The 19,642-nt window shown below is 66.5% G+C and carries 18 protein-coding genes and 2 tRNA genes; 16 read left to right on the top strand and 4 right to left on the bottom strand.

The genetic code is table 11. The features are described 5' to 3' along the window. Positions 1–3: 3 nt before the first annotated feature. The 9 genes from AC5RWD_RS09795 to AC5RWD_RS09755 all read left to right on the top strand — a co-directional run bounded on the left by AC5RWD_RS09795 (position 4) and on the right by AC5RWD_RS09755 (position 7,798). Positions 4–1,386 carry a hypothetical protein gene (locus AC5RWD_RS09795; protein WP_494019827.1) on the top strand — a complete coding sequence of 461 codons (1,383 nt, stop codon included), beginning with the start codon at positions 4–6 and terminating at the stop codon, positions 1,384–1,386. 48 nt (positions 1,387–1,434) lie between these two features. Beyond that, positions 1,435–1,836 carry a ribosome silencing factor gene (rsfS, locus tag AC5RWD_RS09790; protein WP_494019826.1) on the top strand — a complete coding sequence of 134 codons (402 nt, stop codon included), beginning with the start codon at positions 1,435–1,437 and terminating at the stop codon, positions 1,834–1,836. Positions 1,837–1,984: 148 nt separating this feature from the next. Then, positions 1,985–2,057: transfer RNA gene (locus tag AC5RWD_RS09785), tRNA-Ala, on the top strand. Between the two features lie 191 nt (positions 2,058–2,248). Next, a tRNA-Ala gene (locus AC5RWD_RS09780) sits at positions 2,249–2,324 on the top strand. A gap of 136 nt (positions 2,325–2,460) precedes the next feature. Next, a complete protein-coding gene (locus AC5RWD_RS09775) occupies positions 2,461–2,988 on the top strand; it encodes a hypothetical protein (protein WP_494019825.1) in 528 nt (175 codons plus the stop codon). 251 nt (positions 2,989–3,239) lie between these two features. Further along, positions 3,240–3,875, top strand: a complete 636-nt coding sequence (locus AC5RWD_RS09770; RefSeq protein WP_494019824.1) for a hypothetical protein — start codon at positions 3,240–3,242, stop codon at positions 3,873–3,875. Positions 3,876–4,060: 185 nt separating this feature from the next. Next, the gene (locus AC5RWD_RS09765) at positions 4,061–5,221 is read left to right on the top strand and encodes an NAD(P)-binding domain-containing protein (protein ID WP_494019823.1); all 1,161 of its coding nucleotides are present in this window, start codon (positions 4,061–4,063) and stop codon (positions 5,219–5,221) included. A gap of 53 nt (positions 5,222–5,274) precedes the next feature. Beyond that, positions 5,275–6,423, top strand: coding sequence for a class I SAM-dependent methyltransferase (locus AC5RWD_RS09760; protein ID WP_494019822.1), 1,149 nt, complete (start codon positions 5,275–5,277; stop codon positions 6,421–6,423). A gap of 121 nt (positions 6,424–6,544) precedes the next feature. Continuing rightward, positions 6,545–7,798, top strand: coding sequence for an ROK family protein (locus AC5RWD_RS09755; RefSeq protein WP_494019821.1), 1,254 nt, complete (start codon positions 6,545–6,547; stop codon positions 7,796–7,798). A gap of 35 nt (positions 7,799–7,833) precedes the next feature. On the opposite strand, the gene AC5RWD_RS09750 is transcribed toward AC5RWD_RS09755, so the two are convergent. Further along, on the bottom strand, positions 7,834–8,031 hold the full coding sequence (locus AC5RWD_RS09750; protein ID WP_003800990.1) for a hypothetical protein: 198 nt from the start codon (positions 8,029–8,031) through the stop codon (positions 7,834–7,836). Positions 8,032–8,106: 75 nt separating this feature from the next. Beyond that, the gene (locus AC5RWD_RS09745) at positions 8,107–9,141 is read right to left on the bottom strand and encodes a hypothetical protein (RefSeq protein WP_494019820.1); all 1,035 of its coding nucleotides are present in this window, start codon (positions 9,139–9,141) and stop codon (positions 8,107–8,109) included. Between the two features lie 680 nt (positions 9,142–9,821). On the opposite strand from AC5RWD_RS09745, the gene AC5RWD_RS09740 reads away from it, so the two are divergent. Beyond that, complete coding sequence (locus AC5RWD_RS09740; protein ID WP_494019819.1) at positions 9,822–10,787, top strand: methylenetetrahydrofolate reductase; 966 nt, start codon at positions 9,822–9,824, stop codon at positions 10,785–10,787. 53 nt (positions 10,788–10,840) lie between these two features. Further along, positions 10,841–13,186 (top strand): 5-methyltetrahydropteroyltriglutamate--homocysteine S-methyltransferase, encoded by a 2,346-nt coding sequence (gene metE / locus AC5RWD_RS09735; RefSeq protein ID WP_494019818.1) that lies wholly within the window; start codon positions 10,841–10,843, stop codon positions 13,184–13,186. Between the two features lie 102 nt (positions 13,187–13,288). Here the strand turns inward: metE and AC5RWD_RS09730 are convergent, their stop codons facing one another. Next, complete coding sequence (locus AC5RWD_RS09730) at positions 13,289–13,798, bottom strand: DUF2004 domain-containing protein (protein WP_494019817.1); 510 nt, start codon at positions 13,796–13,798, stop codon at positions 13,289–13,291. Between the two features lie 45 nt (positions 13,799–13,843). Further along, a complete protein-coding gene (locus tag AC5RWD_RS09725) occupies positions 13,844–14,761 on the bottom strand; it encodes a LysR family transcriptional regulator (protein WP_494019816.1) in 918 nt (305 codons plus the stop codon). A 125-nt stretch (positions 14,762–14,886) separates the two neighbouring features. Here AC5RWD_RS09725 and AC5RWD_RS09720 point away from each other — a divergent pair, with 125 nt between their 5' ends. The 5 genes from AC5RWD_RS09720 (at position 14,887) to nrdI (ending at position 19,638) form a co-directional block, all read left to right on the top strand. Beyond that, positions 14,887–16,254: an NAD(P)/FAD-dependent oxidoreductase gene (locus tag AC5RWD_RS09720; RefSeq protein ID WP_494019815.1), complete on the top strand. Its 1,368-nt coding sequence runs from the start codon at positions 14,887–14,889 to the stop codon at positions 16,252–16,254. After that, complete coding sequence (locus tag AC5RWD_RS09715; protein WP_494019814.1) at positions 16,251–16,976, top strand: DUF1365 domain-containing protein; 726 nt, start codon at positions 16,251–16,253, stop codon at positions 16,974–16,976. The genes AC5RWD_RS09720 and AC5RWD_RS09715 overlap by 4 nt, the downstream gene beginning before the upstream one ends. An 80-nt stretch (positions 16,977–17,056) precedes the next feature. Continuing rightward, a complete protein-coding gene (locus tag AC5RWD_RS09710; RefSeq protein WP_494019880.1) occupies positions 17,057–18,331 on the top strand; it encodes a class I SAM-dependent methyltransferase in 1,275 nt (424 codons plus the stop codon). 499 nt (positions 18,332–18,830) lie between these two features. Continuing rightward, a complete protein-coding gene (gene nrdH / locus AC5RWD_RS09705) occupies positions 18,831–19,076 on the top strand; it encodes a glutaredoxin-like protein NrdH (RefSeq protein ID WP_076802586.1) in 246 nt (81 codons plus the stop codon). 55 nt (positions 19,077–19,131) lie between these two features. After that, positions 19,132–19,638, top strand: a complete 507-nt coding sequence (nrdI, locus tag AC5RWD_RS09700; RefSeq protein WP_494019813.1) for a class Ib ribonucleoside-diphosphate reductase assembly flavoprotein NrdI — start codon at positions 19,132–19,134, stop codon at positions 19,636–19,638. The last annotated feature ends 4 nt before the right edge of the window (positions 19,639–19,642 follow it).

Here is a 19,642-nt window from a genome sequence, read left to right as displayed (position 1 = left end):
GAGATGAGTCAGGAACAGCCACCGATCCGCAGCCGCCGAGAACTGCGCAAGGCCCGGGATGAAGCCCTGGCCAAGAACCGGAACGCCGCCCCTCCGGGTGCCAGCGAGTCGGTCCCTGCCTCAAAACCGCCGGCCTCAAAAGCTCCCGCCGCAAACCCGCCTGCTCCGAAACGTCCGGCCGCCCCAGGGCCGGGCACGTCCGCCGCTTCCGGCGCATCCGCACCTTCCGGCCCCGAAAAAACTGACCCTTCACGCGCTTCCGGAGGCAACCGGCAGGAAAATGCCGCCGGACGCGTGCGCCGGGTAGCGCCTGGCCCCGTGGACTCCCCGCCAGCCGGGTCGGCCGCCGAACGCTCGTCGCAGATCCGTGCCCGCGACAGGGCGGCCCTGCGAACCATCAAGGAGTTGGCCGAAAAGGAAGAGCAGCTTTCCGGTGGTGGCCCACCGACGCGCCGCCAGCTGCGGCTGATGCAGCTCAAGGAGCAGGCAGTCACCTCGGCAATGCCCGTTGTGCCGCCGGCCGACGGCGGTACCGCCACCGGGAAATCGCCGGCCTCTTCGTCTGGTTCGCCGTCCGCTACGGCCGGCAAAACTTCTCCGGCAGCCGGGTCCAAACCCGCAGGCCAGCCCTCCAGCGGTCCGGGGCCGCGGCCCGCGGCACCGGCCGGTGACGAGCTCCCCGAGGGCATGACGGTGGAGCAGGCCCTGGAGGCGCGTGCCCTCCTCGCCGAACAGGCCAAGAACCAGATCGCCAAGATGGAACATATCGCGGCGACCGATCCTGAAGCCGTGGATCCGGAGATCCTGGCCCAGCAGATTGCCTTGGCCGAACGGGCCGCGGTGCTCAACAAGCGGGCCATGGCCAAGCAGAAGCTGGCCGAACAGAACACGCCGCAGCAGAACGGACAAAACGGTCCGTCCACCGCGAGCAACCTCGCCATGGTGACCCCGCTGGAATTTGAGCAGGTGCCCGGCCTCGACCGTCCAGTCATGAAGCGGCCGGCCACCTCGCATGTTCCCGTCGTAACCAACCCCGGCCCCCGGGTTCCGGCCCGTGGGAACCGCCCAGCCAAGGCGTCCCGCCCAAGCACGCCGATCACGGGGCGGTCGCGGGTCATAGCCCGGGCGGAAGCTGCAGCGCGCTCGGCAGCGGTTCCTCCGGCCGGCGCCGTCCAGAATGACTGGTCCGACGAGTCGAGCGAAGACGTCACGGCGCTGCCGCCAGTGTCAGCCAAGTCCGCCTACGGGCTGGAACCCCTGGACGCAGCCACCGCCGGACTCGCCCGGGCAAACCGGCTGAGGCTGATTCAGCTTGGCGTACTGGCGCTCGGCGCCATTGCCCTCGTCGTCGGCGTCATTATGATCATCAGCGGCCTTTCGCGCTGACCAGCCAGTACCACCACCTACGCTTTTTTCATCACCACAAGGAGTCCCGTGACCGCATCCGAATCGTCCGTCACCGTAGCCCGGCATGCAGCCAGGGCTGCGGCGGACAAGATCGCCCAAAACATCGTTGCCCTCGACGTCAGCGAACGCCTTGCCCTGGCCGACGTTTTCCTCATTGCCTCGGCACCCAGCGAACGCCAGGTCAACGCCATTGTCGACGGCATTGAAGAGGAACTCATCAAGCAGGACCTCCGCCCGGTTCGGCGGGAAGGCCGTTCGGCCGGCCGCTGGGTCCTGCTGGACTACGCCGACGTCGTCATCCATGTCCAGCATGAGGAAGACCGTGTCTTCTATGCCCTGGAGCGGCTCTGGAAGGATTGCCCGGTCGTGGACCTGCAGCTGGGAGACGACGCCTCGGCAAAGGCTGCTGCCACCGCGGAACAGGAGTAGGGCAAGCACGAGCAGGCTGCGGGTCCGAATATGCCCGATTTGGAATTTTCGGAAACGCTGTTCTAAGATATTTGAGTTGCTTCGGAGGGATCCGGACAGATGAACGGATCCCACGGACCAGGCCCAGGGCCTGAAGCAGCAAGAATACGGGGCTGTGGCGCAGCTGGTAGCGCACCTGCATGGCATGCAGGGGGTCAGGGGTTCGAGTCCCCTCAGCTCCACCGGATAATCCGCCGGAATCGAAAGATTCCGGCGGATTTTTGTTTCCCGGAGAGGTGTCCCGGACCGGCGTTTTGGGCTCCGCGATGGACGTGACGGAAGCCACATGTCCTCGATTCGCATCTTGGCGGTTTGTGGACTACGCTGGTCGGGTTGCTTCGAGAAAACGCAAAGATTCCGAAGGAAATAGCTTGGGGCTGTGGCGCAGCTGGTAGCGCACCTGCATGGCATGCAGGGGGTCAGGGGTTCGAGTCCCCTCAGCTCCACCAAGTAGCCGCCGGATCATGGACAACACATGGACCGGCGGCTTTTTCGTTAAGCCCAGGACTACTGGCGCGGCTATCTTTGACAAATCTTGGATATCCGTTGGGCCCGCTTTTCCCGCTGTGCCTTTAGAGTGGAGCCATGAAAACGGGAGCGGCACTGGTGCTGTCCGTTGCAGGAATACTCGCAGCGGGCTCTGCGGCACTTGCCGTCAATACCCAGGTGCTCAGCGTCTCGCCCACCGGCACCGGCAATGCCAACGTCGTCCTCCTGCCCAATGCCCCCGTGCCACCTGCTCCCACCACAGGGCCGAAGGCCACACCACAGGTAACGGGCACGCAGGCCGGTGCGCAGGAGACGGTCACCCCGGCGAAATCCAGCCCCGCCAAGCCAGGCTCCGCGAAATCCCGTGCGGCGCCAAACGCCGCGAAGCCGAATCCGGCAAAGTCTGCCCCGGCCGCACTGCCCGGGACAACCGGCGGATCCCCGGCCGCACCGTCATACTCCGGCCCAGGTGGCGGGACCAACGGCGGGGTAGTGAACGTCCAGCCCGTTCCCGTTCCCGTTCCGGTCAATGTGGTCCCCGTAGAGCCGGGGGACGACAAAGGCGGCCTGCGGAAGGCGCCGGAGCCGGGCGATGACAGCGGCGGCCACGGCGCTGACGACTAAACACCGACGACTGAACTGGCGACTCATCAGCGGCGTCTGATCCGCGTTCCTAAGTCGCGCTCCCTTCCCAGCACCCGCGCAGTTCTCCCTGCACGTTCCGCCCTGCTCCGCGGCGGAACGTGAGTCCGTCCGGCTGCGGCAGCGTCGTCCCGGAAGAGCGGTTCGGGACGAGGGAAGCGCGGGGCCAATCTTGGACAAGTCTTGGATTACCGCTGCACCTATCCTCGACAGCGAATTCCTACTGTGGAGCCATGAAGACAAGAGCAGCCCTCGCACTATCCGCCGCCGGCATTCTCCTCACCGGAGGGGCCGCCTTCGCCACCACCCAGTCGCTAAGCAACACCGGCCCGGGTACCAGTGACGACGCCAGCAGCGTCCTCGTCACAGACGACTCTGCCACCAGAACACCGGCCCCTGCCGTCAGCTCCTCCACGGCAACGGCGAAGCCCAGTACGGACACGCAAGCGGACGACAAGAAAGCAGCTGCCGCCAAGAAGGCGTCCAAGGCTGCGGAAGCGGGCGACGACAAGGGAGGCCTCCGGACCACCCCGAAGCCGGTCGGCGATAACGGCGGAACCGTGCCAGCGCCAGCCGGGAACTTCGTCGGCAGCGGTTCCGTCTCCGTAGAACCGGGTGACGACAAGGGCGGCCTCCGCACCACCCCGGAGCCCGGTGATGACAACGGCGGTCTCCGCTCAGACGAGGTCCCGCGTGTGGCGGAGCCCGGCGATGACCACGGCGGGCTGCGGACAACACCCGAGCCCGGCGACGACAAGGGCGGAGAGCGCAAGGCCATCGAGCCCGGCGACGACAAGGGCGGAGAGCGCAAGGCCACTGAGCCCGGTGACGACAGTGGCGGCAGCGGCGGCCACGGCAGCGACGACTGAGAATCGGGGACAACAAAACGAAAGCCCGGCAGGTCCTCCTCCACTCTGGCGTTCAGGGTGCAGGGGGACCCTTCGCGTGCAGACGACGGGCGGCAGTCAGACCGTGCCGCAGACCGGGACGGCGCCGGGTAGGACGCCTAGGATGAAGACGTGGAGCGGATGAATGAGACGGGGGAGCGGCACTGTTGAGCGGTGAGACTCCGACCAGCGCCAGAGCGACCCGGAGCGCCGACGTCGTGGTTATCGGCGCAGGGCAGGCCGGCCTCTCCGCAGCCTTCCACCTCGCCAGCCGCGGGTTTACGCCCGCCCCGGCCGCAGGGCAGCCAGTCGGAGCTGCTGCGGGAGCCGGTATGGGGCGGACCTACGCGGTGCTGGACGCCGAGGACGGGCCGGGAGGGGCCTGGCGGCACCGCTGGAAGACCCTGCTGATGGCCACGGTCAACGGCATCAGCGACCTGCCCGGAATACCGCAGCCTGACGTCGACCCGTCGGAGCCGAGTTCCGCCTTCCTCAGCCGGTATTTCGCTGCCTACGAACAGCAGGTGGGGCTGGCCGTCGAGCGGCCCGTCAAGGTGCTCGCCGTCGAACGGGAGGACGCTGATCCGGCCGGGCGGCTGAGGATCACCACGTCCGACGGCGGCTGGTCGGCCCGGGCGGTCATCAACGCCACGGGAACGTGGACCAGGCCGTTCTGGCCGATCTATCCGGGCCAGTTCACGTTCGGCGGCCGCCAGCTGCATGTGGCCGACTATGTGTCTGCCGAGGAGTTCCGCGGCCTCCACGTCATCGTTGTGGGCGGCGGGATCTCCGCCGTCGGACTGCTGGACGAAATCTCCAGGGTCACGTCCACGAGCTGGTTCACCCGCCGCGAGCCCGTGTGGCGGGAGGGGTTCGACCGGCAGGCGGGGCACGATGCCGTCGCCCTCGTGGAAGACCGGGTACGGCAGGGACTGCCGCCGCAAAGCGTCGTGTCCGCCACCGGGCTCATCTGGACTCCGGCCCTCCGGGCGGCGGCCGCCCGCGGCGTGCTGGACCGGCGGCCGATGTTCACCGCGATAGAACCCGGCGGCGTCCGGCTGGCAGACGGCGGGTTCCTCGCAGCGGACGTGATCCTGTGGGCCACCGGCTTCCGGGCCGAGCTGGAGCATCTGGCACCGCTGCACCTGAGGGGACCTGGCGGTGGGATCGCCGTGGCAGGAACGCAGGTGGCGGCGGAACCCAGGGTGCACTTGGTGGGCTATGGCCCGTCGTCGTCCACCATCGGCGCAAACCGGGCCGGCCGGGCCGCGGTAACGGAAATCCTCAAACTCCTGGCGGCCCCCGCAGACCCGGCGGATCCACGGTAGATTTGCACAGGCGGATTTTCGCGCAAGAAGCAAGGTAGAGGCGGCGGCAACACGTGACAGAAAACGGTCTTGGGCAGGTTCTGGGCTTGCTTCGAAGGCACCCGGATGTCGAGGCCGCCAACCTTCAGGCGTGGGATGCCACCGACTCCCTCCTGCTGGATGCCGCCGGGGATCTGCTCACCCCTGACAGCACGGTGGCCGTCATCGGGGACAACTACGGGGCTCTCACGCTCGGGCTGCTCGCAGGCGGCGCCGGTCCGGCCCCGGCCGTGGTGCGGGTGCACCAGGACCTGGTCACCGGGGAACGGGCGCTGCGCAACAATGCGGCAGCGCTGGGACTCTCGGCGGGCTTTGCCCAGCTGCCGCTTGGCGCGGAACTGCTGTCCGGTGCGGACCTGGTGCTGCTGCAGCTTCCCAGGACGCTCGCTGAACTCGAAGAGATATCCGACGCCGTTGCCCGGCACGCGCCCGCCGGCGCTGTTTTGCTCGCCGGCGGCCGGGTCAAGCACATGTCCCTCGGCATGAATGCAGTACTGGGAAAGTACTTCCGCACAGTCCAGCCGCAACTGGCGCGGCAGAAATCACGGCTCCTCATTGCCTCGGACCTGTTGCGTCCGGAAGAAGCTCCGCCCTACCCCGTAAAGGAGCACAACGCCGAACTCGATCTCGAAATCTGCGCACACGGGGCCGTTTTCGCCGGCACCCGCCTGGACATTGGAACCCGCTTCCTGCTGAGGTACCTGCCGGAGATGCCCTCCGCCGCCCGCGCCGTGGACCTTGGCTGCGGCACCGGGATCCTTGCAGCAATGTACGCCCGGCGGAACCCGGAAGCCGAGGTTGTCGCCACGGACCGGTCCGCGGCCGCAGTGGCGTCGGCGGGGGCAACCGCCCGTGCCAACGGCCTGGCCGCCGGCATCACGGCCGTCCAGGATGATGCAATGAGCAACCTTCCGGCCGGAAGCGCGGACCTGATCCTCCTGAACCCCCCGTTCCACCTGGGCTCCAGCGTCCATGCCGGGGCAGGGCTGAAGCTGTTTGAGGCGGCGGGCAGGGTGCTGGCGCCCGGGGGCCAGCTCTGGACGGTATTCAACAGCCACCTGCGGTATGTGCCCGCCCTGGAGCGGCTGGTTGGTCCCACCACAGTGAAGGGCCGGAACCCCAAATTCACGGTGGCCGCCAGCGTCAGGCGGGCCGCCGGATGAGCGCCGCCGGCCATCGTCGAAGGACCCCGCGCTGCCCTGCGCGTGGGGCGTACCCGTTACCAGGGGCGTAACGTACGATTCAGACATTGGTAGTGGCCAACAGCAGATGATAGGGGAATCCTTGACCGAGATCCGCCAGCCCTCGCCGAGGCGCGGAACCAACCTGCCCCGGATGGGCGACTTCAACCTGACTGTCATTCTCGATGCCATCCGCCGAGCCGCCGGCGGGCTCAGCCGCGTGGAACTGGCCCAGATCGTTGGCCTGTCCCCGCAAACCATTTCAAACATCTCCCGGCGGCTGCTGGACCAGAACCTCATCGTTGAGGCCGGCAAAGAGGGCAGCGGTCCCGGCAAGCCCCGGACCATCCTTCGGCTGAATCCGGCCGGCATGTACGCGGTGGGTGTGCACCTGGACCCTGCTGTGGCAACCTTCGTCGTCCTGGATCTGTTGGGCGCGGTGGTCCAGCATTCGAGCGTGAAAACGCCGGACAGTTCCCGGCCCGATGCAGTCATTTCGGCCATCGCCGCCGAAATCGACAAGCTGGTCGAAGACTCGGGCGTGGACCGCGCCAAGATTGCAGGTCTCGGCATCGCGGCGCCAGGCCCGATCGACCACGACAACGGAAGAGTGGTGGAACCGCCGCTCCTAGATGGCTGGGACAGTGTGCCGCTCCGGGATGCGCTGGCCGAGGCAACCGGCCTGTCCGTGCTCATGGACAAGGACGTCACCAGCGCGGCGGTCGCTGAAACCTGGGCCGGCGGGGCAAGCGGCGCAGGCAGCTTTATTTTCATGTACATGGGCACAGGCATCGGCTGCGGGATCGTCCTCAACGACGAGGTTGTCCGCGGCACTTCGGGCAACGCCGGCGAGATCGGCCACATCATCGTTGACCCGGACGGAGCCCCGTGTGACTGCGGGCTGCGCGGCTGCGTCAAGTCCACCTGCATTCCCCAGGTCCTCGTGGCGCAGGCCCAGGCCGCAGGCATCCTCGCTGAGCCCGGCACCGCCACCAGCGGCTCTGCCGTCCAGGAACGGTTCGCGATGCTTTGCGAGGCCGCCGACGCCGGCAACAGCCAGGCGGCAGCCATCATCGACAAATCAGCTGAACTTGTGGCCCGGGCTGCGTCAGCGGTGGCCAACACCCTGGACGTGGACCGGGTGGTGTTCGGCGGGCCCTTCTGGCCGCTGCTGTCCGGACGCTATCTGGAGAAGATCCCAGGCCTGATCCAGCAGAGCAGCGACACCGGCAACATCCACGCCGTCGAAGTGGTAGGCACGGGCGTGGGGGAGGACGTGGGAGCGGTGGGTGCCGCCTGCCTGGTCCTCGAGCACACCCTTGCGCCCCGTGCCCAGCGGCTGCTGCTGGAAGGCTAGGCGTATTACAGTTCGGCCTGCTTGAGGCGTTGGCCTCAGTCGATGTCTTCGACGATGGTCCCGTAGGGAATCGTATCGTCGAGGTGTGCCTGGTGTCCCCGGGGAACGAAGAGTACCCGGACGCCATGCAACTGGTCCGCTGCCGACTGAAGAAGGACCGGACGGACCATGTCAACGAAGCTGGGGTCCTTGCCAACAAGGTATTCCTCGTAGCTGGCTGGTAGCTGGATCATGGCATCAATATAGACCTGTTCATGCGCCAAAGGGAGGTGCCCGGAGCGTCCCCCCGGGCACCTCCTTCCCGATTGCTAATAGCCGGTGGTTCCGGTGGCGGCTACCTCAGCCTTGTCCGTTTTGGCATAAACGTCCTTGCTGACCTGGTAGGCATGCGTGTCCAGCTTGAGGGCCTCCTGGTTGGCTTCCTTCAGCTTGGCGTCGGTGAGCTGCTCGATCTTGACGAGGTCCAGCGTCTCCTGGTCGGCGCCGCCCACGGCGGTCACCTTCACCAGGCCCGTTCCGGCCGAGTAGAACTTCCGCTGGTGGCCCACCGCAGGCTCCAGCGGGTTGTGTTCGTCAATCACCAGCACGTCGTCATAGCAACCCGTGGCCACACACACATTGTCGTTCTGCTTAATTACCTGGCCGCAATCCAGGAAGTCGACGCTTGGCGCGTGGGCCTGGACATAACCGGGAGTGTTGGTCTGGGGATCCGCCTGCATTGCGATGCCGGCCTGGGCCTCGGCCAGGCTATGGATGAAGGTGGAGGGGGCGCCGGTGAACTTGCCGTTTTCATATTCCTCCGGGTATTCACCAAAGAGCCAGACGGTGCCGCTGTTGGTCTGGGCGAAGAATGCCAGCTCGGATTCCACGAGCTCATTATTGGCGTAGTCCCGGTCCCACATGACCTGGGTCTTGACGCCGTCAATAACCTTGGTCAGTCCCGTCACCGTGTGCACCACGGTGCGCTTTTTGGTTTCCTCGGCACTCTTGACGTTGCCCGTGGTGGTGTACTGCATGCCCGGCTTCAGGGGGAACCACTTGTTGTCCACGTTGGGGGAAGACTGGAACTGGGAGGCGTCGAAATTGATTGCGGATCCCGGGCCGCAGAGCTCGTCCGCGCCGGCTGAGCCGGTGGTACCGGAGGATGCCGAACCTGATGCCGCAGATCCGGTTGGGGACTCCGACGCAGTCGCCGGGGCCGACGTCGCTGTCGGTGCGGCGGAGCCGGAGGTGGCCTGTGGGGTTGTATTTTGCTGTGCGGCGCACGACGTTACCGTGCTCAGCGCCAGAAGGAGCACAAGGGCGGAGCCCGCGGCGGATGGTGGTTTGTGAAGCTGGAACATCTCGATGGCCTTTCGCCGTGGGGATTTCTGGCTTCCAGCAACTCCACCGCGCCGTCAGTGCCGTGCCCGGCCGCAGCAGAACGCTGGCGAACCGCGCCCCTGCCAGCGGGCGAGTTTCAGGACGGTACGACGCAGGCCAAGCGACGGGCGCGGTTTATGTTCTCTCGGAACGATTCACCGAGCAAGAGTCAAAAGGAGCATCCAGCCTCCTCAACTTGAGACCTTGCCGAATCCGATACGACGTGACAAAAGAATGGACTAATTTCTGCGGTTTGGAAAGAGGCGCGCCCGCCGGCTCCGGGCGGCCCATGAACCCGAAAGCCTTTTTCGGCGAAGATAATTCTGGGCGGGCCATCCAATCGGGCGTAAAGCAGCGTCTTAATTCGGCGTCAACTTGAAGGCGTCCCCGGACGGCTTCTAGAGTTCTATACAAGTTACCGAGGTAACGTGTCAGCGATCCTCCGCTGCGGTGAGCCGCCTGCCGGCCGCCAAGGAGGGTGTGGGTGCCCCCATGTGGGCCTGACATTTGCTCACGGTGGACTTCTTTACAGGCGTAACAGTCGCGGCTGCGCCCTGCCGAAGTCCGTCCCGTGTTCCCCAAACTCAATTCATTGACCGCATGCTGCAGGGCTTCCCGCCACGGCAGCGCAGCCTTCAATGGCCCATAGCCAAGGACGCAAATGTCACCACCAAGCCTTATAGACACGCACCCAAATCTCTCCGACACCGCACCGGTGGCACTCTCCTATGAGCTGTTTCCGCCGCGTTCGCCTGCTGCGGCCGAGACCCTGTGGACCACCATCCGGGAATTGGAAGCCACCGATCCCGACTACGTGTCGGTCACCTACGGTGCCAGCGGCTCCAACCGGAACACCGCCGTCGAACTCATCAACCGCCTGGTGCTGGAGACCACCCTCCGCCCGCTTGCCCACCTGACGTGTGTTGGCAACACGCCGACGGAGCTCGCGGAGATCATCGGCGAACTGCTCGACGCCGGCGTCCGCGGCATTCTCGCCCTCCGCGGCGACCTGCCCAAGGACAGCGGCGAACCGGTCAGCGGCTCGCTGCGCTACGCCCAGGACCTCATTGAGCTCATCCGCAGGGTGGAGCAGCGGCGCTCGGCCCTGCTGTGCGCCGGAAAGGTTGCCGTTGGCGTGGCGGCCTATCCAACGCGACACCCGGAATCGCCCAGCGAGGCCCACGACGTCGAGGTGCTGCTCGCCAAGCAGCGCTCAGGCGCCGACTTCGCGATTACGCAGGTGTTCTTCCACACGGACCAGTATGCGGATCTCCTCACCAGGGCCCGCAGGGCAGGCGTCACCATCCCGATCATCCCCGGCGTCATGCCGCTCACCAGCCTGCGGCGGCTCAAGCGCCTCGGCGAGCTGACCGGCGTCGAACCCGCACCGGAGCTCATCGAGCGGATGGCGGCGGCGGATACCGACGCCGAACGGCTCCGTATCGGCGTCAGTGCAACGGTGGACCTGGCCAACGCCGCCCTGGACGCCGGAGCGCCCGGCCTCCACATTTACACGTTCAACGAGCACCAGAGCGCGCTGGAGGTGCTGGACAAGCTGTCGCTTGCCCGCCCGGCCCGCTCGTCCCGCCACCTGAACGCGCTCGCCCGACGCCAGCTCGCCAGCTGACCGCATTCCTCCCCGAGACATTCACAGCTTTCCAACGATTCAAGGAATTTCACATGACTGAACAGACTTCCGTGCAGAGCACGCCCTTCCCGTCCGCGTCCATCCTCGGTTACCCGCGCATCGGCCGCCGCCGCGAACTGAAGAAGGCCGTTGAAGCATACTGGGCCGGCAAGATTGACGCCCCTGCCCTCGACGCCGCCGCCAAGGAAATCCAGCTCGGCACCGCCAAGCGCCTGCAGGACCTGGGCCTCACCGAAGCCGCTGCGGTTCCGGGCACGTTCTCCTTCTACGACCAGGTGCTGGACGCCGTCGCCCACGTAGGTGCCGTTCCGGCCCGCTTCGGCAACCTCCTCAATGCTGAGGGGCAGCTGGACATCGACGGCTACTTCACCCTGGCCCGCGGCAACAAAGAACAGCAGCCGCTGGAAATGACCAAGTGGTTCGACACCAATTACCACTACCTTGTGCCGGAAATCGGCCCGGAGACCAACTTCGCGCTCACATCCAACCGCATCGTTGAAGAGTTCGAATACGCCCTCGCCAACGGCGTGGAGACCCGCCCGTACATCGTCGGCCCGGTCACCTTCCTGCTCCTGAGCAAGGCTTCCGACGACGCCCCCGCCGGCTTCAGCCCGCTGTCCCGCCTCGAGGACGTACTGCCGGTATACACCGCGCTGCTCGGGGAGCTGTCAGCCGCCGGCGCCAGCTGGGTCCAGCTGGACGAGCCTGCCCTGGTTGTGGACCAGGACACCCCGGAACAGGAAATCCAGGCCGCCGTTGCCCGCGCCTACGAGGTCCTCACCGCTGCAGCCAGCCGCCCGCAGCTATTCGTCTCCACGCCCTACGGCGCACTGAACGGCCAGCTGGGCACCCTCGCCGCCACCGGCATTGACGCCCTGCACATCGACGTGTTCAAGGGCGAGGTTCCCTCCGCTGCAGCGCTGGCTGCCTTGGGCGCCAAGACCCTCGTCGCCGGCGTCGTGGACGGCCACAACATCTGGCGCAACGATCTTGCCGCCTCGGCGAACAAGATCGCCGAGCTGCAGAAGAGCGTCGCCAAGCTGGCCATCAGCACTTCCACCTCCACCCAGCACGTCCCGCACGACGTCGAGGAAGAGGTCCAGCTGTCCGAGCAGCTGCGCAGCTGGCTGGCGTTCGCCGACCAGAAGGCCGTTGAGGTTGTTACCCTCGCCGGCCTGCTGACCGACGCCGCCGCAGTTCAGCCGGCCATCGACGAGGCCACCCGCGTCATCGCCTCCCGTGCCGAAGCCGAGGGCGTCCGCCGTGCCGACGTCCGGGCCCGCACCGAGGCCCTGACCCCGGCCGACTTCAACCGCTCCGAGTACTCGGTCCGCGAAGCCGCCCAGGAAGCAGCCCTGCACCTGCCGCCGCTGCCCACCACCACCATCGGTTCCTTCCCGCAGACCTCGGAAATCCGTTCGGCCCGCGCCCGCAACAACAAGGGCGACCTGACGGACGCGCAGTACGAGCAGCTCATGAAGGACGAGATCAAGCGCGTTGTTGAGCTGCAGGAAGAGCTCGGCTACGACGTCCTGGTGCACGGCGAGCCCGAGCGCAACGACATGGTCCAGTACTTCGCCGAGAACCTGGAAGGCTTCGACGTCACGGTTCACGGCTGGGTCCAGTCCTATGGCTCCCGCTGCACCCGTCCGTCCATCCTCTGGGGCGACGTCACCCGCAGCGCCCCGATCACGGTGGAATGGGCCAAGTACGCCCAGTCGGTGACCAACAAGCCCATGAAGGGGATGCTGACCGGTCCGGTCACCATCCTGGCCTGGTCCTTCGTCCGCGACGACCAGCCGTTGGGCGAGACCGCCAACCAGGTTGGCCTGGCGCTGCGCGACGAAATCGCCGACCTCGAAGCTGCCGGCATCAAGATCATCCAGGTTGACGAGCCCGCCCTGCGCGAACTGCTGCCGCTGCGCAAGGCCGACCAGCCCGCTTACCTGGACTGGTCCGTCAACTCCTTCCGCCTGGCCACCGCCGGTGCAGCTGACGCCACGCAGATCCACACCCACCTGTGCTACTCCGAGTTCGGCGTGATCATCGACGCGATCGACGGCCTGGACGCCGATGTGACCTCGATCGAAGCCGCCCGCTCCCGCATGGAGGTTGTCCACGACCTCGAGTCCCACGGCTTCGGCCGCGGCGTCGGACCCGGCGTTTACGACATCCACTCGCCGCGCGTCCCGGGCGAGCAGGAAGTCACCGAACTGCTGAGCACCGCCGTGAAGCACGTTCCGTCCCGCCAGCTCTGGGTCAACCCGGACTGTGGCCTGAAGACCCGTGGCTACGCCGAGACCGAAGCGTCCCTGCGCAACCTGGTCGCGGCCACCAAGACGGTCCGCGCCGGCCTGCTCGAAGGCGCCCAGCAGTAAGAAGCACAAGCAGCAAGAAGCGCCACGAACCGGCGCCCGTCACCGAAAAGGTGACGGGCGCCGTCGTCGTCTAAAGCTCCGGTGGTTGAGCCGGCCGAAACCTCAGGATTCCCAGACGATCTCGTCGTCGACGACGCCGTCCTCGTCAGCCGATGCCACCAGGACTTCGTCCGTGAAGTGCCCGCCCAGGGTGAAATCCAGAACAAAGTAGCGCTCGGGCTGGCCAGGGTAGATGCCCACGTGGCCGAGTTTCAGGGCCTTGAGGAACACCGCGTTGGTGAGCTGGCTCTTGTCCTTCACGCCGAAGATCTTCTGCAGGTGCTCGTCCTTGATGGCGTTGCAGTGGAAGCGGAGGTATTCCTGCGGGCTGGTGCCCTCCTGCTCGAGCTCCTCGGCAATCATTTCCCTGACCTCGTCCACGAGCTCGGGGAGATACCGGAGCCGGTAGTCCACCTTGTGCATGGCCGCTTCGTCGAAGTGGTCATGGGCGTTGATGTTCAAATCCAGCTCAAGGCGCTGTCCGGCCAGCTCGTGCTCCGCGGCAATGTTATGGTCCCTGCCGTGGTTCAGCTCGATTACTCCGAAGTGCTGGCTCGCTACCTTGGTGGTCATATCTTCAACATAGACCCGAAAAGCAGAGCATTCCAGCATCGGGGATCATTTAACTGACTGCCCCAGGCTGCCCATCGTTTCCGCGAGCAGGTCCACGAACAGCTGCACGCGGGCCGTCTTCCTGTCATTGATGAGCAGGGCGAAGACGTTGCGGGCCAGCCGGATCTCCGGCACGTCCAGCACCACGACGCCGGCGGGCCGGTGGAGCAGCGCAAGTTCCGGCACCAGTGCTGCCCCCAGGCCGGCGGCCGCCATTTCAAGGCTGGCATGGAAGTCGTCGCTGTAGGCCACTACGCGGGGGTGGAGGTTGCAGCCGGCGAAGAGCCGTTCAATGACGGTGGCATCGCTCGTGCCGGGATGGTGCATGATCCACGGCATGTCCGACAGATGGTCCGCCGCCACCTTCGCTTCTGTGCGGAATCCCCACCCGGCGGGCAGGACCACGCGGAAGTTGTCGTCGCCGATCCACTGCCGGTTGATGGTGTGCGGCCAGGCGAGCCCGGACTGCCCCACCTGGTACACGAGCGCCACATCGGTGTCGCCTCCGGTGCGCAGCCCCTGGATGGTCTGGGCCGGTTCCGCCACGGAAACTTTCAGGTCGATGCCCAGGTCCTTCCATGCCGGACTGCGCAGGATCCGCGGCAGAACGTAGGTGGCGAGGCTCGGGAAGATACCCAGCCTGAGCTCCTGGGTGGTGGCGTCCTGCGTCTTGGATGCGGCAGCCATCAGCGCCTCGATGTCGGTGAGGACTTTGGCCGCGTGACGCGCCATCACCATTGCCGCGTCGGTGGGAACGACGCTGCGGGCGGAGCGCTCGAACAGGCGGACGCCGGTATCCCGCTCCAGGGCGGACATCTGCTGGGACACCGCCGAGGCGGTGTAGCCAAGCCGGGTTGCCGCCGCCGCGAACGAACCCAGCCGCGTCACCTCAAGGAGCGTCCTCAAATGCACGGGGTTGACCACCAGCCAACCTTACTCCGGGTGCTTTGGGACGGAAAAAGACGCCTCACCCATCCGCCTTGCCTGGCTGCTCCGAATAGCCCGTGACTACCCAAATCAGCGGCAACTGTCCAGCAGAGGAGCAAGGATTGTCACCGAGCCCAGCACGTAGTGGAGACGGGGGACGGCACGTCGCCGTCGTCGGAAGCGGGGTCGCGGGCCTCGCGGCCGCGCACGTCCTCAGCCGCCGGGACCACGTAACCCTTTTCGAGGCGGATTCCCGGCCGGGCGGGCATGCCCACACGCACGATGTGCGGCAGGGGTCGGGGAGCCTGGCTGTGGACACCGGCTTCATTGTGCACAACAACCGCACGTACCCGAACCTGATCCGGCTGTTCGCCGAGCTCGGCGTGGAGACGCAGAATTCGGACATGACCATGAGCATCCGCTGCGATGGCTGCGGCCTGGAGTACGCCGGTGCCAAGGGCGCCTCGGGTGTCTTTGCCAGGCCTGCAAACCTCACCCGGCCCCGGTTTCTGCTGATGCTTGCCGAGATCCTGCGGTTCTGGCGGAGAGCCCGGGCGCTGCTGGCCAACTCCGCGGACGGCAGCGGACCGGAGGAAACGCTGGGGGAGTTCCTTGAACGCGAACGCTTCAGCGACTACTTCACCTCCCACTTCATGGCGCCGGTGGTCAGCGCGGTCTGGTCCTGCGACCCCGCCACGGCCCTGGCCTATCCCGCCAGGTACCTCTTCACCTTCCTCGAACATCACGGCATGCTCGGCATCAAGGGCTCGCCGCAGTGGAAGACCGTGAAGGGCGGATCGCGGCGCTATGTTGACCGCGTGGTCGAAGGTCTCCACGATGTCCGGCTCTCCAACCCTGTGCTTGCCGTGCGCCGGATCCCCACGGGAGTGGAGATTACGACGGCGGCCGGAACCGAGCACTTCGACGCCGCGGTCATCGCCGCCCACCCCCGCGAAGCACTCGCCATGATGGCGGACCCGACCGCCGCCGAGGTCCAGGTTCTGGGGAACATCCCGTATTCCGTCAACCACATCAAGTTCCACCGCGACCCGGCGGTGCTGCCGCGCAGCCGCGCCGCCCGCGCGTCCTGGAACTACCGGCTGCCGTCCTGCGCCGCCCGCCCCGGACATGTGCTGGTCAGCTACGACCTGACCCGGCTGCAGCGCCTTACCCCCGACGACGGCGGCAGCTACATCGTGAGCCTCGGCGAATCGGAACTGATCGATGCGGACTCAGTGCTGCAGGACCTCGTGTACGAGCACCCCCAGTACACGCCCGAATCCCTGGCAGCCCAGGAACGCCTTGGGGAACTGGGCGATCACCGGCTGGCCTTCGCAGGGGCGTACCACGGCTGGGGTTTCCACGAGGACGGCGCCGCCTCCGGTGTGCGGGCTGCTGCCCAGCTGGGCCGCCAGTGGGAGGATCCCTTCGCCGGAGTGCCGGCGACCGCTGCAGCAGAGGCGGGGCAGGCCGCGGAGCTAGTGCCGTGACCGCGGCCATCTACCGGACCAGCATCCGCCATGTGCGGCAGGACCCGCTGAAGAACGCCTTCACCTACCGCAGCTACAGCTGGTACGTGGACCTCGATGACCTGCCGCGGCTGCCCTGGTGGCTGCGGCCCCTCGCCGGCTTCCACCCGAAGGACCATCTGGGGGACCCCGCGGCGAGCATCCGCGAGAACGTGGATCGCTTCCTTGCCGTGCACGGCCACGAGCCCGACGGCGGCCGGGTCACCATGCTTGCCAGCGCCAGGGTACTGGGCCACGTTTTCAATCCGATCAGCATCTTCTGGTGCCACGGATCTGACGGAGCCCTGCGTGCTGTCATCGCCGAGGTCCACAACACCTACGGCGAACGGCACTGCTACCTCCTGCAGCCGGACGGCGCCGGCCGCGCCCGGACGGGCAAGGAATTCTACGTCTCACCGTTCAACGCGGTGGACGGCAGCTACCGGATGAGCCTGCCGGAGCCCGGTGGAAAACTTGCCGTGGCAGTGGTGCTGGAGCGCGCCGGACGTAAGCCCTTCACGGCCACGATGACCGGCACCCGGCGGCCGGCCACGCCCCGCAGCATCCTGGCTGCGGCGGCCGCGGTTCCGCTGGCGCCGCTCCGCGTTGTCCTGCAGATCCGCTGGCAGGGAATCAGGCTCTGGGTACGCGGGTTGCCCATCGCCAGCCGTCCCGACCACCGAGCACAGGAGGCCGTCTCGTGACGCTCACAGATCCGTCATACACCGACCCTTCATACAGTGCCCCTTCGCAGCAGGTAAACCCGCCAGGCGGGGCCGTCCGGGTGCCGCCGGCGCCGGCGGCCATTGACGCGGACGTGTGGCCCGGCGTCGCCCGTCCGCCCGCGGGCATGAAGGCGCAGGTGGCCGGCAGGGCCGCCGATTCGCTGTTCCAGGCGGCGGTCCGCCGCCTGCCGCTCCGGGTGGAATACCCTGACGGGACAGTGCTGGGCACCGGCAATCCCGACGCCCGGGTGATGACCATGGTGCGTCCGGGGGACTTCGCGGTCCGGATCGGCGACAACGGGCTGATCGGGCTGGGGGAGTCCTTCATGGCCGGGGACTGGGAAGCAACCGACCTCGCCGGCGTCCTCGAGGTCTTTGCCTCCTCGGTGGACACGCTCATCCCCGCGCCGCTGCAGAAACTCCGGAGCCTGTACCTGCCGCGGGCGCCCAGGCAGGAGCGCAACACCGAGCAGAACACCCGCGGCAACATCTCGCGGCACTACGACCTTTCCAACGAGCTGTTCGCCAACTTCCTGGACAGCACCATGAGCTACTCCTCGGCGCTGTTCCCGGCCTCGGCGGGCCAGCTGGCGGAGGTGGGCTGGGATGCCCTGGCCGGTGCGCAGCAGGCCAAGATCGACAGGCTGCTGGACAAGGCCGGCGTGGGGGCGGGCACCCGGGTCCTTGAGATCGGCACCGGCTGGGGCGAGCTGGCCCTGCGGGCGGCCGCCCGGGGTGCCACCGTGTACACGGTCACCCTCTCCAGTGAGCAGCAGGCGCTCGCGCAGCAGCGGATCGCGGACGCCGGGTTCTCCGGGCAGGTAACGGTGGGACTGCAGGACTACCGCGCGGTGGAAGGCGAGTACGACGCCGTCGTCTCCGTGGAGATGATCGAAGCGGTGGGCTACGAATACTGGCCCGTCTACTTCCAGACCATTGACCGGGTGCTGGCGCCCGGCGGCAAGGTGGCCATCCAGGCCATCACCATGCCGCACGGGCGGATGCTCGCCACCCGCAACGCCTACACCTGGGTGCACAAGTACATCTTCCCGGGCGGGTTCCTGCCGTCAGTGCGGGCGATCGAGACCGTCACGGAACGGCACACCACCCTCCGGGTCCGTGAGCGCCGGGGTATGGGCGACCACTACGCCGCCACCCTGAGACTGTGGGAGGAGCGGTTCCTGCAGCGCGCGGCCGAAGTGCGCGGGCTCGGGTTCGACGAGGTCTTCCAGCGGATGTGGCTGTTCTACCTCTGCTACTCGCGGGCCGGCTTCCAGGCCGGATACCTGGACGTGCAGCAGATCGTCCTTGACCGCCGGGAGGCGCAACTGTAGTCCGCCGGGAGGCACAACCGTAGCCCGCTGGAAGCGCGTGCCCTGGTCCGGCGTTTGCTTAATCACAGTGGGGGTCCTGAAGCATGCTTCGGGACCCCCACTGCTGTGCTTCGGGCCACTGAAAAGGGGCCGCCGCGGGTGCCGCGACACGCCGTCTACGGGACGACACGCTGGCGTTTAAATGTGTCTAAGTACTCCACAGGGTGTGGATTCCGTCCGCCAAAAAGCCGGAAATCCGGACATTTTGAGGGCCCCGGCCTGTGGATTAAAAGTGCATTAAATGACATACTTGTAATACATCATCTTGGGGTCCCATCCGGGGCCGCGCACTACATGTAGTATCGACATACAGATTGAGCGGGAGACCGGCGCAGCCAGTACTGGACGGTAAGGTCCGGGCAGAGTCCACCGCTTCGATGCCAGAGATTTAAAGACAGAGACACCAGCAAGGTCTCAGAAGAGTGCAGCAGCAGTGATTTCAATAAAGGGGACAGGAACCATGACCGTTACGGTTTACACCAAGCCGGCCTGTGTACAGTGCAACGCTACCTACCGGGCGCTGGACAAGAAGGGCATCGCCTACCAGAGCGTGGACATCTCCCAGGACGCCGACGCCCTTGAGCGCCTGAAGTCGCTCGGCTACATGCAGGCACCGGTGGTCGTGACGGACCAGGACCACTGGTCCGGGTTCCGCCCGGACAAGATCGAAGAGCTGGCGCTCAGCGCCTCCGCTTCCGTGGCCTAAAGGCCGCGCCCAGCCGTTTCCGGCAGAGAATTCCCAAGTAGATGAGGTGACTCGCATGGCCGCGCCGGCATTTGCCGATGCGCCGGCCGCAGCCCCTGCTGCGGACACGACGCCCGTCAGTCAGACACCGCCCGTGAACCAGACCCACAGCCGCCTCATCTACTTTTCCTCGGCCTCCGAGAACACCAGGCGCTTCATCGGCAAGCTCGGTGCCGACGCCGCCAGGATACCCCTGCATGCGAAGGACGAACCCCTCGTTGCCCGCGAGCCGTTCGTGCTCGTGGTCCCCACCTACGGTGGCACAGGCGGCGAGGGTTCGGTGCCGAAGCAGGTCATCAGGTTCCTGAACAACCCGGACAACCGGCGCCTGCTCCGCGGCGTCATCGGGGCCGGAAACACGAATTTCGGGGACAACTACTGCATGGCAGGCGACATCATCGCCGCCAAATGCAAGGTCCCCCACCTATACAGGTTTGAACTCATGGGTACGCCGGAAGACGTTTCCCGTGTACAAGAAGGATTGGAAGAGTTTTGGACACGACTGTCGCAGACACAGAAGTAACCAG

It is taken from the genome of Arthrobacter sp. CMU6 (assembly GCF_059090205.1).
Note: the sequence above shows the minus strand (reverse complement) of the source record. Positions and strands in the feature narration are given on the sequence as shown.

What these genes read in the sequence shown, in the direction of transcription:
- AC5RWD_RS09730 (WP_494019817.1), bottom strand. Translation starts at nt 13,798, where the DNA reads ATGACCACCAAGGTAGCGAGCCAGCACTTCGGAGTAATCGAGCTGAAC.
- metE (WP_494019818.1), top strand. Translation starts at nt 10,841, where the DNA reads ATGACTGAACAGACTTCCGTGCAGAGCACGCCCTTCCCGTCCGCGTCC.
- AC5RWD_RS09740 (WP_494019819.1), top strand. Translation starts at nt 9,822, where the DNA reads ATGTCACCACCAAGCCTTATAGACACGCACCCAAATCTCTCCGACACC.
- AC5RWD_RS09750 (WP_003800990.1), bottom strand. Translation starts at nt 8,031, where the DNA reads ATGATCCAGCTACCAGCCAGCTACGAGGAATACCTTGTTGGCAAGGAC.
- nrdH (WP_076802586.1), top strand. Translation starts at nt 18,831, where the DNA reads ATGACCGTTACGGTTTACACCAAGCCGGCCTGTGTACAGTGCAACGCT.
- AC5RWD_RS09745 (WP_494019820.1), bottom strand. Translation starts at nt 9,141, where the DNA reads ATGTTCCAGCTTCACAAACCACCATCCGCCGCGGGCTCCGCCCTTGTG.
- nrdI (WP_494019813.1), top strand. Translation starts at nt 19,132, where the DNA reads ATGGCCGCGCCGGCATTTGCCGATGCGCCGGCCGCAGCCCCTGCTGCG.
- AC5RWD_RS09795 (WP_494019827.1), top strand. Translation starts at nt 4, where the DNA reads ATGAGTCAGGAACAGCCACCGATCCGCAGCCGCCGAGAACTGCGCAAG.
- AC5RWD_RS09770 (WP_494019824.1), top strand. Translation starts at nt 3,240, where the DNA reads ATGAAGACAAGAGCAGCCCTCGCACTATCCGCCGCCGGCATTCTCCTC.
- AC5RWD_RS09775 (WP_494019825.1), top strand. Translation starts at nt 2,461, where the DNA reads ATGAAAACGGGAGCGGCACTGGTGCTGTCCGTTGCAGGAATACTCGCA.